The sequence below is a fragment of the Agromyces sp. PvR057 genome (assembly GCF_040547485.1).
Classification (GTDB): Bacteria; Actinomycetota; Actinomycetes; order Actinomycetales; family Microbacteriaceae; genus Agromyces.
Genome location: NZ_JBEPPT010000001.1, coordinates 1,225,894 through 1,240,763, shown reverse-complemented (window position 1 = coordinate 1,240,763; position 14,870 = coordinate 1,225,894). Strand labels below are relative to the sequence as shown.

At 72.3% G+C, this 14,870-nt stretch carries 12 protein-coding genes; 3 read left to right on the top strand and 9 right to left on the bottom strand.

The genetic code is table 11. The features are described 5' to 3' along the window. Window positions 1–77 precede the first annotated feature (77 nt). Window positions 78–1,277: a Na+/H+ antiporter NhaA gene (locus tag ABIC29_RS05575; RefSeq protein ID WP_354243448.1), complete on the top strand. Its 1,200-nt coding sequence runs from the start codon at window positions 78–80 to the stop codon at window positions 1,275–1,277. 104 nt (window positions 1,278–1,381) lie between these two features. Here ABIC29_RS05575 and mfd read toward each other — a convergent pair whose 3' ends face one another. Continuing rightward, window positions 1,382–5,089, bottom strand: a complete 3,708-nt coding sequence (gene mfd, locus ABIC29_RS05570; RefSeq protein ID WP_354243445.1) for a transcription-repair coupling factor — start codon at window positions 5,087–5,089, stop codon at window positions 1,382–1,384. Between the two features lie 162 nt (window positions 5,090–5,251). Here mfd and ABIC29_RS05565 point away from each other — a divergent pair, with 162 nt between their 5' ends. Continuing rightward, window positions 5,252–6,001: an RNase H family protein gene (locus tag ABIC29_RS05565; RefSeq protein ID WP_354243442.1), complete on the top strand. Its 750-nt coding sequence runs from the start codon at window positions 5,252–5,254 to the stop codon at window positions 5,999–6,001. 62 nt (window positions 6,002–6,063) lie between these two features. On the opposite strand, the gene pth is transcribed toward ABIC29_RS05565, so the two are convergent. The 8 genes from pth to ABIC29_RS05525 form a co-directional block, all read right to left on the bottom strand. Continuing rightward, a complete protein-coding gene (gene pth, locus ABIC29_RS05560; protein WP_354243439.1) occupies window positions 6,064–6,696 on the bottom strand; it encodes an aminoacyl-tRNA hydrolase in 633 nt (210 codons plus the stop codon). Between the two features lie 146 nt (window positions 6,697–6,842). Continuing rightward, window positions 6,843–7,469, bottom strand: a complete 627-nt coding sequence (locus ABIC29_RS05555) for a 50S ribosomal protein L25/general stress protein Ctc (protein WP_116081204.1) — start codon at window positions 7,467–7,469, stop codon at window positions 6,843–6,845. Window positions 7,470–7,667: 198 nt separating this feature from the next. Beyond that, window positions 7,668–8,723 (bottom strand): zinc-binding dehydrogenase, encoded by a 1,056-nt coding sequence (locus tag ABIC29_RS05550; protein WP_354243436.1) that lies wholly within the window; start codon window positions 8,721–8,723, stop codon window positions 7,668–7,670. 25 nt (window positions 8,724–8,748) lie between these two features. Further along, window positions 8,749–9,480, bottom strand: a complete 732-nt coding sequence (locus ABIC29_RS05545) for a fumarylacetoacetate hydrolase family protein (protein WP_354243433.1) — start codon at window positions 9,478–9,480, stop codon at window positions 8,749–8,751. Next, complete coding sequence (locus ABIC29_RS05540; protein ID WP_116082416.1) at window positions 9,480–10,253, bottom strand: SDR family oxidoreductase; 774 nt, start codon at window positions 10,251–10,253, stop codon at window positions 9,480–9,482. Before ABIC29_RS05540 ends, ABIC29_RS05545 begins: the two co-directional genes overlap by 1 nt. After that, window positions 10,250–11,662 carry an MFS transporter gene (locus tag ABIC29_RS05535; protein WP_116081201.1) on the bottom strand — a complete coding sequence of 471 codons (1,413 nt, stop codon included), beginning with the start codon at window positions 11,660–11,662 and terminating at the stop codon, window positions 10,250–10,252. The genes ABIC29_RS05540 and ABIC29_RS05535 overlap by 4 nt, the downstream gene beginning before the upstream one ends. 186 nt (window positions 11,663–11,848) lie before the next feature. Then, window positions 11,849–12,655 carry an IclR family transcriptional regulator gene (locus ABIC29_RS05530; RefSeq protein WP_116081200.1) on the bottom strand — a complete coding sequence of 269 codons (807 nt, stop codon included), beginning with the start codon at window positions 12,653–12,655 and terminating at the stop codon, window positions 11,849–11,851. Between the two features lie 32 nt (window positions 12,656–12,687). After that, the gene (locus ABIC29_RS05525; RefSeq protein WP_116081199.1) at window positions 12,688–13,746 is read right to left on the bottom strand and encodes a D-2-hydroxyacid dehydrogenase; all 1,059 of its coding nucleotides are present in this window, start codon (window positions 13,744–13,746) and stop codon (window positions 12,688–12,690) included. A 145-nt stretch (window positions 13,747–13,891) separates the two neighbouring features. On the opposite strand from ABIC29_RS05525, the gene ABIC29_RS05520 reads away from it, so the two are divergent. Then, a complete protein-coding gene (locus ABIC29_RS05520) occupies window positions 13,892–14,854 on the top strand; it encodes an NAD(P)-dependent oxidoreductase (protein ID WP_116081198.1) in 963 nt (320 codons plus the stop codon). Window positions 14,855–14,870: the final 16 nt, after the last annotated feature.

Below are 14,870 nucleotides of genomic sequence, written 5' to 3'. Positions count from 1 at the left end.
GCGGGAGACCGCCGTACCTGTCCCGTCGACGCCCGCGCGCCGCCGCATCCGCGTCGCACTCATGATCGGAGTGCCCCATGAACATCCTCAGGTCCGAACGCTGGGCGGCCGTGCTGCTGCTCGTCGCCGCGGTCCTCGGGCTCGTGCTCGCGAACCTGCCGTTCGGCGAGTCGCTCATCGAGCTGCTCGACGCGCACCTCGACCTGCCGTGGCTCGGGCTCGACCTCTCGGCCGGCCATTGGATCAGCGACGGGCTCCTCGCGGTCTTCTTCTTCATCGTGGCCGTCGAACTCAAGCGCGAACTCGTCATCGGCGAGCTGAACTCGCCCTCGAAGGCGCTGCTGCCCGCGATCGCGGCGCTCGGCGGCGTGGTCGTGCCCGCGCTCATCTACGTCGGCTTCACCGCGGGCACCGACACCGTCGGCGGCTGGCCGATCCCGACCGCGACCGACATCGCCTTCGCGCTCGGCGTGCTCGCCGTGTTCGGCCGGTTCATCCCGACGCGCGTGCGCGTGTTCCTCCTCGCGCTCGCCGTGCTCGACGACCTCATCGCGATCCTCATCATCGCGTTCTTCTTCACCGCCGACGCGAGCATGGCGTACATCGGGCTCGCCGCGATCACGATCACGCTCTTCGGCGCGGTCAGCCGCATGCTGAAGCCCCGCTCGGCCTGGATCCTCTCGCGGCGACCGCAGTGGCCGGTCATGGCCGCACTGTGGGTGCTCGCCGCACTGAGCTGGTACTTCTTCTACCAGTCCGGCGTGCACGCGACGATCGCCGGCGTCGCGCTCGGCTTCGTCATGGCGCGACGACCGGGCGGTCGCGCGGTGCACGGGCTCGAGCCGTTCTCGAACGGCGTCATCCTGCCGCTGTTCGCGCTCACGGCGGCGATGGTCGCGATCCCGCAGGTGAGCGTCGGCGAGCTCTCCCCCGCCTTCTGGGGCATCGTCGTCGGCCTGCCCGTCGGCAAGATCGTCGGCATCATGCTCGCGGGCGGCATCGGCATGCTCTTCGCCAGGCATCGGACGGGCGCCGCACTGACCATCGGCGACATCGCGATGGTCGGGGCGCTCGGGGGCATCGGCTTCACGGTGTCGCTGCTCATGAACGAGCTCGCGTTCGCCGGAGACCCCGTGATCGCCGACGAGGGCACCCTCGCCGTGCTGCTCGGCTCGGGCATCGCGATCGTGCTCGCGGGCATCGCCGTCACGATCCGCTCGCGGCAGTACGGGGCGAAGGGCGCCGTCGGCGGACCGGGAGGCCCGTTCTCACGATGACGGCCTGACAGCTCGGCGGCGCGACCGCTGCGCCTGCGGGGCTCCGTCTTCGACGGGCTGCGTCTCGGGTCGGATGCGAGCGGATGCCGCGGACGGCCGCCCGGCTAGGCCGCGCCGCCCGCCGCGGACGCGCCGCCGGCGGCATCCGCCGGCTCGGGGAGCGGGAAGATCGCGGTGATGAGGTTCGCGACCCACTCGATGAGGTCGGCGTCGCCCGGCAGCTCGCCGCCGCGCACCGGGAACGGCACGAGGATCACGTCGCTCGCCGCGACGAGCTTCGAGCCCGGGTACATGCGCTCGAGGCGCACGCGACGCGAGTCGGGGATGTTCGCCGGCGAGATGCGGAGCCTGGTTCCGGTGGCGACGACGTCGGAGAGTCCGGCGAACTGCGCCAGCCGGCGGAGCCGCGACACCGCGACGAGGTTCTTCACTGCCGCGGGCGGTGCACCGTAGCGGTCGACGAGCTCGTCGAGCACCTGGCCGATCTGCTCGTCCTTCGCGGCGGGGCCGCTCGCCGCCGAGAGCTTCTGGTACGCCTCGAGGCGGAGGCGCTCGGAGTCGACGTACTCCTCTGGGATGTGCGCGTCGATGGGCAGCTCGAGCCGCAGCTCGGTCTGCCCCTCGGCCACGTCGCCGCGGAAGGTCGACACCGCCTCGCCGATCATGCGCAGGTAGAGGTCGAAGCCGACGCCGGCGATGTGCCCGGCCTGCTCGCCGCCGAGCAGGTTGCCGGCACCGCGGATCTCGAGGTCCTTCAGGGCCACCTGCATGCCCGAGCCGAGGTCGTTGTTGGCCGCGATCGTCGACAGGCGGTCGTGCGCGGTCTCGCTGAGCGGCTTCGCGGGATCCCAGAGGAAGTACGCGTAGGCGCGCTCGCGGCCTCGGCCGACCCGGCCGCGCAGCTGGTGCAGCTGGCTGAGGCCGTACTTGTCGGCGCGGTCGATGATGATCGTGTTGGCGTTGGAGATGTCGAGGCCGGTCTCGATGATGGTCGTCGAGACGAGCACGTCGAACTTGCGCTCCCAGAAGTCGTTCACGATCTGCTCGAGCACGTGCTCGTTGAGCTGGCCGTGGGCGACCGCGATGCGCGCCTCGGGCACGAGCTCGGCCAGCTGCGCCGCGACCCGGTTGATCGACGAGACCCGGTTGTGCACGAAGAAGACCTGCCCCTCGCGGAGCATCTCGCGACGGATGGCCGCGGCGACCTGCTGCTCGGAGTACGGGCCGACGAACGTGAGGATCGGGTGCCGGTCTTCGGGCGGGGTCGCGAGCGTGGACATCTCGCGGATGCCGGTGACCGCCATCTCGAGCGACCGCGGGATCGGCGTGGCGCTCATCGCGAGGATGTCGACGTTCGTCTTGAGCTTCTTCAGCGCGTCCTTGTGCTCGACGCCGAATCGCTGCTCCTCGTCGATGATGACGAGCCCCACGTCTTTGAACTTCACCTTCTCGGTGAGGATGCGGTGCGTGCCGATGACCATGTCGACCGTGCCGTCGCCGAGGCCGGCGATGGTCTCGCGGGCCTCCTTGTCGGTCTGGAACCGGCTGAGGGCGCGCACGTGCACCGGGAACCCGGCGAAGCGCTCGGTGAACGTCTCGAGGTGCTGCTTGACGAGGAGCGTGGTCGGGACGAGCATCGCGACCTGCTTGCCGTCTTGGATGGCCTTGAACGCCGCGCGCACGGCGACCTCGGTCTTGCCGAAGCCGACGTCGCCCGCGAGCAGGCGGTCCATGGGGATCGGCCGCTCCATGTCGGCCTTGATCTCGTCGATGGTCTGCACCTGGTCGGGCGTCTCGGTGAACGGGAACGCCTCCTCGAGCTCGTGCTGCCACGGCGTGTCGGGTCCGAAGGCGTGGCCCTTGGCGGCCATGCGGGCCGAGTAGAGCTTCACGAGCTCGACGGCGATGTCGCGCACCGCCTTGCGCGCGCGGCCCTTGGCCTGCGCCCAGTCGCTGCCGCCCATCTTGGAGAGCGCGGGCGCCTCGCCGCCGACGTAGCGCGAGAGCAGGTCGAGCTGGTCGGTGGGCACGAAGAGGCGATCGCCCGCCTGGCCGCGCTTGGACGCCGCGTACTCGAGGACGAGGTACTCGCGGACGGCCTTCGGCTGCCCGGCGATGCCGGCGGTGCGACTCGGGCCAGTCGGCCGACTGCCGGTCGCCACCTCGCGCTGCACCATCTCGACGAAGCGGCCGATGCCGTGCGTCTGGTGCACGACGAAATCGCCCGCCTTGAGCTGCAGCGGGTCGACGACGTTGCGCCGGCGGGGGGCGAGCTTCGCGCTGCGCCTGGCCTCGTAGCCGGCGGCGCGCCCGTAGAACTCGGCCTCGGAGAGAAGGCCGAGCCTGGCCTCCGGCACCTCGAAGCCGTGCGAGGCCCCCGCCTTCACGAGGTAGGCGACGCCCGGTTCGAGGTCGGCCGGCATCTGTTCGACGACCCGTGCGGCCAACCCGGCCTCGGCGAGCACGTCGCGGGCGCGCTCGACCAGCCCCTGGCCCTCGGATGCCACGACGACGCTCCAGCCGTCGCGCAGGCGCCCTGCGGCGTGCTCGACCGCGCCCGCGACGTTGCCGGCGAAGCTCGGCATCGCGTCGGCGGCGACGCGCACGTAGTCGGAGGACACGCTCGCGGCGGCCGCGGCGGCCGCGCCGTCGGCCGACGCCGCGACGACGGCGGCGGCGTCGCCCATGTCGAAGTTCGAGAAGGTCCACCAGGCGCGCTTCGGGTCGGGCTCGCCGGGTGCGCTGAAGAGCACGGCCTCGCGGAACTCGCGCACCGTGAGGAAGTCGCCCGAGGCGAGGTCGATCGGCGCGTCGGCCCCGGCGGTGGCGGCGCTCCACGCCGCACCGAGGAACTCCTGGTTCGTCTCGGCGAGGCTCACGGCGCGCCCCGCGACCCGCTCGGGATGGATCACCGCGACGGCCGCGCCGACCGGCAGGTAGTGCGCGAGCGGCACGAGCCGTTCGAGCAGCGCGGGCGCGAGGGACTCCATGCCCTCGACCGGGATGCCCTCGGCGACCTTCTCGAGGAGCCCCGCGAGGCTCGGGAACTCGAGCACCATCTCGCGGGCCCGCTGGCGCACGGGCGGCGTGAGCAGGAGTTCGCGGCTCGGCGCGAGCACGACCCGCTCGACGACCTCGGGCAGCGAGCGCTGGTCGGCGACCGAGAACGCGCGGAGCTCCTCGACCTCGTCGCCGAAGAACTCGACGCGCACCGGGTGGTCGGCGGTCGGCGGGAACACGTCGAGGATGCCGCCGCGGAGCGCGAACTCGCCGCGCCTGGCGACCATGTCGACGCGCGCGTAGGCCAGATCGACGAGGGTGCGCGAGATCTCGGGCAGGTCGTAGCCCCGGCCACCGGGCACGAGCTCGATGGGCTCGTGCGCCGTGAGGTTGTCGGCGAGCGGCTGCAGCGCGGCGCGCACCGACGCGACCACGACGAGCGGATGCCGCGCCCCGGCGGCGTGCCAGTCGCGCAGGCGTCGCAGGGCGTGCAGCCGACGGCCGACGGTCTCGGCCGAGGGGCTCAGGCGCTCGTGCGGCAGGGTCTCCCATGCGGGGAACTCGAGCACCTCGGCATCGGGGAGGTATGGCGTGATCGAGGTGCGCACCTGCTCGCCCTCGCGACTCGTCGCGGTGATGACGAGCAGCGCGGGCGGGAGCCCGGCCTCGGCGCGGCGCTGCAGCAGCCCGGCCAGGAGCGGCGCATCGAGGCCGTCGGGCGCGGAGAAATCGGCGCTGCGCAGGGCTTCGCCGAGCGCGCGGTCGATGGTGGAGGCGCGCGAAAGCGCCGTGTTCAAGCCCTGCAGGATCACCATGCGAGTCTACGCGCGGCCTCGGACACCGCCGCAGGCCACCCGTGCTGCTGTGCCGGTCGCCCGGCTGCTGCGCCGGTCGCCCGGCTGCTGCGCCGGTCGGGCGCCGTCGGCCCCGCCCGATACGATGGGCGCCGCACCGAACCCCATGGAGGAGACCCCGTGATCACTGCCGCCGCCGACGGATCCGCCCTCGGAAACCCCGGCCCCGCCGGGTGGGCCTGGTACGTCGACGACGACCGCTGGGCGGCCGGCGGCTGGAAGCACGCGACGAACAACCAGGGCGAGCTGCGGGCGGTGCTCGAGCTGTTCCGCGCGACCGCGCACCTCGACGACGAGCTGCTCGTGCTGTGCGACAGCCAGTACGTCATCAACTGCATCACGAAGTGGATGCAGGGCTGGAAGCGCAAGGGCTGGCGCAAGGCCGACGGCAAGCCCGTGCTGAACGTCGAGCTCCTCAAGGAGCTCGACGAGGAGCTCGCCGGACGCCGCTACCGGTTCGAATGGGTCAAGGGCCACGTCGGCCACCCCATGAACGAGGCCGCCGACGCGCGGGCGCGCGCGGTCGCCGAGGCGTACCGGAGCGGCACGTCGGTGCCGTCCGGTCCCGGGTGGCGCGACGAGGTCGGCGGGCACGCGACGCGCGGGGCCTCCGTGTCGACGGATGCCGCGGCATCCGTCGACGCGATCGACGACGTCGAGCTCGAACTCGCCGCGGCATCCGTCATCGACGAGTCCGTCCCGGCCGACGCCGGCGCCGATGACGACGACGCCCTCTTCTCGTTCGACGACGCGCCCGACGCGTGGCACCAGCTCACGGTCGAGCTCTCGACCGAGGAGCACGAGCGGCTGCTGCAGCTCGCGCGCGCGGCCGGCACCTCGCCCGAGGAGTACCTCCGCGGGCTGATCTGACGCGGTCGCCGCGCACGCGACGACCGGCCGACGAGGCCACGAGGCGCCTGCGGCGAGACGGCTCAGGCCGGCGAGTGGAACTTCTGCTGCGCCGCCACGAGTCCGACGTCGGCGATGGCCTCGACGGCGTCCGCGGCATCCGAGACCAGGTTCGCGAGCGTCGCCCGCTCGGTGCCCGAGAAGTCCTTGAGCACGTAGTCGGCCGCGTCCTGGCGGCCAGGGGGGCGCCCCACGCCGACCCGCACGCGCGTGAAGTCGGCGTTGCCGGTGGCCTTCAGGATGTCGCGGAGGCCGTTGTGGCCGCCGTGGCCGCCGCCCGCCTTCAGGCGCACGGTGTCGAAGGGGATGTCGAGCTCGTCGTGCACGACGATGAGCCGATCGGGCTCGAGGCCGTAGAACTTCAGCAGCGCCGAGACCGGCCCGCCCGAGGTGTTCATGAAGCCGTTCGACTTCGCGAGCACGAGCTTCGGCCCGCCGGGTCGCAGGAAGCCCTCGGCCACGCGCGACGGCGTCTTGTGGGTCTTGAAGCTCGCGCCGATGCGGTACGCGAGCTCGTCGACGACCATCTGCCCGACGTTGTGCCGGTTGCCGGCGTACTGGGCTCCGGGATTGCCGAGGCCCACGACGAGCCAGGTGTTCGCGGCCACGGTGGGGTCTTCCTTCCGGCGGAGGCGGAACAGGTCGGTCAGGCCCATGCGATCGTCTCCGTTCGTTGCGATGTCGATGCGTGTCGGTGCCGGCGAGCCGGCGCACGCGGGCGGGACGGGAACGGGCCCGCGGCCCGCATCCGAGCGTACCCGGGTGCGATGCCGCAGGCCCGATCGGCGTGCGTGCGCTGAGATTACTCGGCGGCAGCCTCTTCGGCAGGAGCCTCGGCGGCCTCGGCCTCAGCGGCCTCGGCCTCGGCGGCCTCTTCGCCGAGGTCGGCCTTCTGCGGGGTGTGCACGTTGACGACGAGCGACTCGGCGTCGGTGATGAGCGAGGCGCCCTTGGGCAGCTCGACGTCCTTGGCGTGGATCTGCGAGCCCTCTTCGAGGCCCTCGACCGAGACGACGACGCTCTCGGGGATGTGGGTCGCCTCGACCTCGAGCAGGAGGGTGTGCGAGTCGAGGTCGGCGATGGTGCCGGGAGCGGTCTCGCCCTCGACGTGCACGGGGACCTCGACCTGGACCTTCTCGCCCTTCTTGATGACGATGAGGTCCATGTGCTCGATGATCTGGTGCACGGGGTCCTTCTGGACGTCCTTGACGAGGACGAGCTGGCTCTTGCCCTCGATCTGGAGGTCGAGCACGGCGTTCGCCTTGCGGATGAGCAGCGCGACCTGGTGGCCGGGCAGCGTGACGTGCTGGGGCTCGGTGCCGTGGCCGTAGATCACGGCGGGGATCTTGCCCACGGCGCGGATCTTGCGGGCGGCGCCCTTGCCGAACGAGTCGCGGATGTCTGCGACGACCTTGTTGTCTTCAGCCATGGTTCTTCTCCTTGCGGGCTCAGTCGGCCCAGATCGTGTGTCTGATGTCTTCTTCAACTCGAACGCGCGGCATGCAAGATGCGCGGATGCGTGAGGAATGAGCCGTTGAGCCTGCTCCCACCGCGTCGATCACGGATGTCGTGCGCCGCCCGCTCTCGCGGGTGCACGGCATCCCTCGCCGAAGTTCAATGGGAGAGTCTACCCGATGTCGTCGCCGGCCGGATCTGCGGCGAAGTCGAGCAGCACCTTGGAGGAGATCGAGGCGTCGGCCGCGATGCCGAACGCGTCGAGCGCCCGGTCTGCCGACAGCACGTGCGTGACGATGCCCGACACGTCGAGGCTGCCGTCGGCGAGGGCCGCGATGACGTCGTCGAACTCGTCGGCGAAGCGGAACGAGCCGACGATCGTGAGCTCGCGCGTGATCGCGGTGGCCACGGCGGCCGGCACGTCCCCGGCGCGCTGGAGTCCGAGCAGCACGACGGTGCCGCCGCGCCTGGCGGCCTCGATCGCGCTCGCGAGGCCGGGCACCGTGCCGCTCGACTCGACGACGACGTCGGCATGCAGCGCGGCGATGGCCGCGCCATCCGTCGCTGCGAGCGAGCTCGCGCCGTGCGCTTCGGCGAGCCGACGCGGCAGGTCGTGGAGGTCGGTCGCGATGACCTCGGCCGCGCCATGGTGGCGTGCGACCGCCACGACGAGCTGGCCGATCGGCCCGGCCCCGATGACGACGACGCGCTTGCCGCGCACGTCGCCCGCGCGTTCGAGTCCGTGCCAGGCGACCGCGGCGGGCTCGGCGAGCGCCGCGACGTCGAGCGGCAGCGCCTCGGGCACGGCGTGCAGCAGGCGGGTCGGCAGTGCGACGCGCCTCGCGAACCCGCCCTGCGTGTGCGGCAGGTGCAGCGCGGAGCCGAGGTAGCTCGACGCGGGCGCGAGGTTCGGGCGGTCCGCCGGCCACGGCGTGCTCCCGTCGCCGTGCGGGGTCAGCGGGTGCACCGCGACCCGCGTGCCGGCCGCCGGCCCGGATCCGTCGGCGGCCGACCGCACGACGGTGCCCGAGATCTCGTGCCCGAGCACCATGGGCTCGCGCAGCACCGATGCCCCGGCCGCGCCGTGCCGCCAGTAGTGCAGGTCGGAGCCGCACACGCCGCCGAACGCGATCTCGAGCACCGCCTCGTCGGCTCGGGGTTCGGGTTCCGGCAGCGCTTCGATGCGCAGGTCGTCGGCCGCGTGGGCGACGACGCCGAGGTTCGGCATGGGTCCTCCGGGGAACGGTGGTCGGTCAGCGGGTGGGGGTGACGAGCACGATGCCGGCGACCTCGACCTCGACGAGCGCGCCGGGGTCGATGGGCGCCTGCGAGGTCGGTGCGCCCGTCATGACGACGTCGCCCGGGCCGAGCGTGGTCCAGGCCGCGAGGTAGGCGAGGCACTCGCGCGGCGACGCCGGCAGCGCGCGGCTGCTCGTCGATCCGACGAGCTCGCCGTCGATGCGCAGCTCGAGCGCGACGTCGTCGAGGTCGGCATCCGTGTCGATCAGGGGGCCGAGCGGCGTGTAGCCCTCCCCCGCCTTCGACTCGAAGTTGCGCGGATCGCTCGAGGCGCGGTCGGGGCTCGAGAGGTCGTTCACCGCGGTGACGCCGAGCACGTACTCGTGCGCGTTCGCCGCGGTGAGTCCGGTCGTGTCGCGCCCGATCACGAGCGCGATCTCGCCTTCGGCGACCGTGACGCCCGCGTCGCGGCGCAGGGTCACGGGCTCACCGGATGCCACGACCGAGCGCGGGCTCTTCAGCCACGCCTGCACGGGCGAGGCATGCTCCGGGCCGTTCTGCGCGATGCCCACGACGACGAGCGGCTCGCACGGAGGGAGGAGCTCGCCGAGGATCGGCGTCCCAGCGTCGACCGGGCGCCTCCCCTCGGCGAACGCGGGATACGGGTCCTCGATCGGCACCCAGCCGTCGACGGAGTCCCGCACGTGCATCGGCCCGGCGGGCGTGGCGATCCTGGCGATGCGCATCAGACCACCGCCGTCATGCCGCCGTCGACGTAGATCGTCTGGCCGTTCACGAAGTCGCTCGCGCCGCTCGCGAGGAAGACGAGCGCGCCGACGAGGTCGTCGACCTCGCCCCAGCGGCCCGCCGGGGTGCGGCCGCGGACCCACGCCGAGAACGTCTCGTCGGCGACGATCGCCTGCGTGAGCTCGGTCGCGAAGTAGCCGGGCGCGATGGCATTGGCCTGCACGCCGTGCGGTGCGAGGTCGGCGCAGAGCCCCTTCGTCAGCATCACGATGGCGCCCTTGGTCGCCGCGTACGGCGCGATCGAGGGGCGGGCGAGCTGCGACTGCACGCTGCCGATCTGGATGAGCTTGCCCGACCCGCGCTCGATCATGCCGCGGGCGACGCGCCGCGACAGGTGGAACGCGCTCGACAGGTTCGTCTCGACGAGGTCGTGCCAGTCGGCGTCGCTGAACTCCGCGATCGGTGCACGCCGCTGGATGCCCGCGTTGTTGACCACGATGTCGGGCGTGCCGAGCTCGGCCTCGAGGGCGGCGATGCCCGCGTCGACCGCCGCGGCATCCGTCACGTCGAAGACCGCGTTGAGGGTGCGCGCACCCGTCGCCTCGGCGATCTCGTCGGCCGCGCGTGCGGCCTTGCCCGCGTCGCGACCGTGCACGACGACCGTCGCACCCGCGGCCGCGAGGCCCCCGGCGAGCGCTCGCCCGATGCCCTGGCTCGAGCCCGTCACGAGCGCCGTGCGCCCGGTGAGGTCGAAGGCGGCGAGCCCGGTCACCACTGGATCGTCCGGATGGAGAGCGTGCTCGCGTCGACGTCGTCGCCGGACTCGGCGCTCGAGACCTTGATCGCGTCGTCGGTGCGGGTGAGGTCGCGGCGCAGCGTCTCCGGCACGAGGAAGGTCGACGCCGTCGTGATGAGCGCGAGCACGACCATGTAGATCGCGAGGAGCACCCAGTTGCCGTCGCTGACGGCGATGAGGTAGGCGCCGAGCACGCCGGCCAGGCCGCCGGCGAGCACCGCGGAGAGCTCGCGGGCCATGGCGACGCCGAGGTAGCGGTGGCGGTTGCCGAAGAGCTCCGGCAGCATGGCGCACTGCGGGCCGAGCATGGTGTTCACGGCGATGCCGATGCCGACCGCGACGGCCGCGATGGCGATGGGGTAGCTGCCGAGCGAGATGAGCCACCACGCCGGCACGGCGTAGAGGAGCATGAACACGGCGCCGAAGCGGTACACGGTGCGCCGGCCGACGCGGTCGGAGATCGCACCGGTGAGCGGCACCGTGAAGATGCCGAGCAGCGAACCGAAGGTGACGCCCCAGGTGAGCAGGCTCTTGTCGGTTTCGGGGCCGACGACCGAGACGAAGAACGCGAGCGCGAGCGCCTGGAACATGTAGGAGCCGCCGTTCTCGGCCATGCGCAGGCCGATGCCGACGATGACACCGGGCAGCCCCTTCGTGAAGATCTCCTTCACGGGCTTCTCGGCGACCTGCTCGTGCTTCTCGAGCTCGATGAAGGTCGGCGTCTCCTTGAGGCGCATGCGGATGAACAGCGCGACGATGATGAGCAGGAACGAGGCGAGGAACGGCACGCGCCAGCCCCAGCTGAGCAGCGCCTCCTCTGGCAGCAGCGTGATGAGGCTGAAGACGAGCGCGGCGAGCAGGGTGCCCGCCTGGATGCCGATGAACGGCAGCGAGGAGAAGAAGCCTCGCCGCCGCACGGGCGCGTACTCGGCCATCAGGACGGTCGAACCGGCCTGCTCGGCCCCGGCGCCGAAGCCCTGCAGCAGGCGCATCGTGACGAGCAGGATCGGCGCCCAGATGCCGATGGCCTCGTAGGTCGGCAGCAGGCCGATCGCCGTCGAGGCGCCGCCCATGAGCATGATCGTGATGACGAGCACCCACTTGCGGCCGAGCCGGTCGCCGAGCCGGCCGAAGAAGAGCCCACCGAACGGGCGGGCGAGGAACCCGACGCCGTAGGTCGCGAACGCGGCGACCGTGGCCATGGCCGGGTCGTCCTGCGGGAAGAACAGCACGTTGAAGATCAGCGCCGTCGAGAGTCCGTACAGCGCGAAGTCGAAGTACTCCAGTGCGCTGCCGACGCTCGACGCGTAGGTCGCGCGCTTGAGGTTGGCGGCGTACTCGGGATCGTCGTTCACCGCGGTGGGACTGGGGGCTGTACCGGTCATGTGCCATCTCCTTTGATCGGCTCGCACGAGTCGCGATGACGGCCACTGTACCAACGTGTTGTACTTAGTTCAACCCTTTGGACGCAGTTCGATGGAGCGGATGGCGCGCGGGCGCGTGGAGGCGCGACGAATCCCGCCGTGCGGGGGCACGACGGGATCCGGGCGAGCGGATGCCGCGGGCGGGCCTCAGCCCCGGCTGCGGCCCGCGCTCAGGGGATTCGTGAGCCTCGCCGCGGCGTCGACCAGCGCGGCCGCCACGGAGGCGACGCGCCCGGGCGTCGCCTCGGCGACCGGCAGCGCGACGCCCAGCGCGAGGCTCGGGTCGCTCGGCGCCCAGCCCTCGAGGGGCACGGCGACCCCGACGATGCCGGGGAAGGACTCCCCGTCGTCGAGCGCCCAGCCTCGGTCGCGCGCGGCGGCGAGCTTCACGAGCAGGTCGGAGATGTCGCGGATGCTGCGGTCGGTGAGCCGAGGGAACGGCGCCTGGTCGGAGAGGAGCGCCGCGACATCCGCGTCGTCCATCGCCATCAGCAGGGCATTGCCCGTCGCGCTGAGCGCGGCGGGCAGCCTCGACCCGAGCGGGGTGCCGAAGCGCACGCTGCGCGAGCCCTCGTGCCGCGCGAGGTAGAGCGCCTCGGTGTCGTCGAGCATCGCGACCTGCACGACCTCGTGCACGAGCACGGGCGAGGTCTCGCAGACCGTGTAGAACTCGCGCACCTGGCTGAACTGCGACGCGTACGCGCCGCCCAGCTCGATCGTGCGACGGCCCAGCTGGTAGCCGAGCGGCACGCGCTGCACCATCATCGCCGCCTCGAGCGCGAGGCAGAGGTTCGCGGTGGAGGACTTCGCGAGCCCGAGCCCGCTCGCGATCTCGGTGAGGGTCAGCGGCCCGGATGCCTCGGCCAGCAGCCCGAGGATCCGCATGCTGCGGGTGACGGCCGGCGCGGGGTCGCGCCCCTGGCGGTCGGCCTTCGCGTTTGACTCGTCGGACATGCCACCCCTCTCGTCCGCGGCATCCGCGGGAATCAGTAGAACTCGACCGTATCGACCACGCTGCGCATCGGCAGGCCGTCGAGGAACCGGGAGGCGTCGTCGGCGAAGCGCCGGGCGATGCGCTCCTCCTCCTTGCGCGAGAGCGCCGCGGTGTGCGGGCTCACGAGCACGGACGGGTGGGACCACAACGGCGACGCCGCCGTGAGCGGCTCGGACTCGAAGACGTCCAGTGCGGCGAAGCCGACCCGCCCGTCATCGAGCGCCGCGGTGAGCGCCGCCTCGTCGATCACCGTACCGCGCCCGACGTTCGCGACGATGACGCCGGGCCTGACGGCGTGCAGGATCCGATCGTCGAGCAGGTGGTGCGTGGCCTCGGTGCCCGGCAGCGTCATGACGATCGCGTCGACGTCGGCGACGGCGGACTCGAGCTCGTCGATGGGGATGAGCCGGTCGACGCCCTCGACCGGATCGCCGGTGCGCGTGGTACCCCAGACCCGGGCGCCGAGCGCGCTGAAGCGTCGCGCGCACTCGGCGCCGATGCCGCCGAGGCCGACGACGAGCACGGTCATCTCGTCGACCTGGCGCATCTCCCAGCGCTCGGGCCACGTCGTCGACCGCTGGTCGGCGAGCAGGCGAGGCAGGCCCTTGGCGCCGGCGAGCACTCCGAACACAGCGAACTCCGCGAGAGGGCCGCCGTGCACGCCGGCGCTCGTGGTGAAGGCGATGCGATCGAGCTGCTCGCGGTCGAGACCGGCCGCCTTGACCTGACTGCCGCCGCCCGCGGCCATCGTCATGACCCAGCGGAGCGCCGGATTCGCCGTGGCCGTGCGCGCGAGCGCGGCGGGCTCGACGTCGGGGATGCCGAACAGCACCTCGGCGGAGTCGACCATGGCGTCGAACTCGGCCTGCTCGTCGGGCGTGCGCACGTGGTCCGGATCGCCCGACCAGTCGGCCGGTCCGCGCATCGGGCGGGTCAGCGCGTGATCGCGCACAAGGTCGATGCGCGGCTCGAGGGTCTCGATGAGGCGGCAGTGCTCCTCGGAGAGCGGCACCGCCACCACGGCTCGCAGGCGGTTCTGGGTGTCGGGCATCCGGTCTTCCCCTTCAGTGCGGTTTCGGCGACCGGGCGAGGGACGGGCCCACGGGCCCCTCCGACGCGGTCAGCGTGTTCAGCATAGCGGATGTTCAGCAGGTTGAACCATGTACGACTGGTTGTGATTCCGATAGGATGCCAGCATGTCCAACGCCGAACATCCCGCCGACGCCGAACGCGCGGCAGACCCGCTCCCCTCCGAGGGGCCCGTCCCCCGCCCCGACGACCACGTCATCGGCGTCGTCGGAGTCGGGTCGATGGGCGCGCCGATGGCCCGACGCCTGCTCGCCGCCGGACGCCGTGTCGTCATCACCGCACGTCGCCCGCAGCCCGAACTCCTCGAGCTCGGCGCCGAGTGGGCCGCCACGCCGCGCGAGCTCGGCCTCCGCGCCGACGCCGTGCTCGCGATGCTGCCCGACCTGCCCCAGCTCGAGCAGGTGCTCGACGGCCCAGACGGGATGCTGGCCGGCCTGCTCGAACGCGAGGGCGGATCCACGCTCATGATCGGGTCGACGTCGTCGGCTCCGCAGGTGCGCGACCTCGCCGAGCGGCTCGCCGCGGCATCCGACGGTCGCGTCCGTGTCGTGGACTGCCCCGTCTCGGGTGGCGAGGACGGCGCGAAGGCCGGCACCCTCTCGATCATGCTCGGCGGCGACGAGGCCGACGCCGCCCGCGCCGCCGCCCTGCTCGCGCCATGCGGCACGCCCGTGCACCTCGGCCCGCTCGGCGCCGGCGAGGTCGCCAAGGCGTGCAACCAGCTCATCGTCTCGGCCACGATCCTCGCGCTCGGCGAGGCCGCCGTGCTCGCGGAGCGCTCGGGGATCGACCTCGACGCGCTCTTCGGCCTGCTCTCGGGCGGATACGCCGGATCGAACCTGCTCGCGAGCCGCAAGGAGAAGCTCGTCACGGGCGACGACTCCCCCTCGGGCGTGGCCGAGTACATGGTCAAGGACCTGCGCTTCGCCGCCGAGGCCGCAGCGGCCACCGGCACGGATCCCGTGCTGCTGCCGACCCTCCGCGCCGCGTTCGACGAACTCGTCGAACGCGGACTCGGCGACCGGGACATCGCCGTGACCCGCAGATTCATCGCCGAGCGGTCCCGATGACCTCTCAGCAACACCG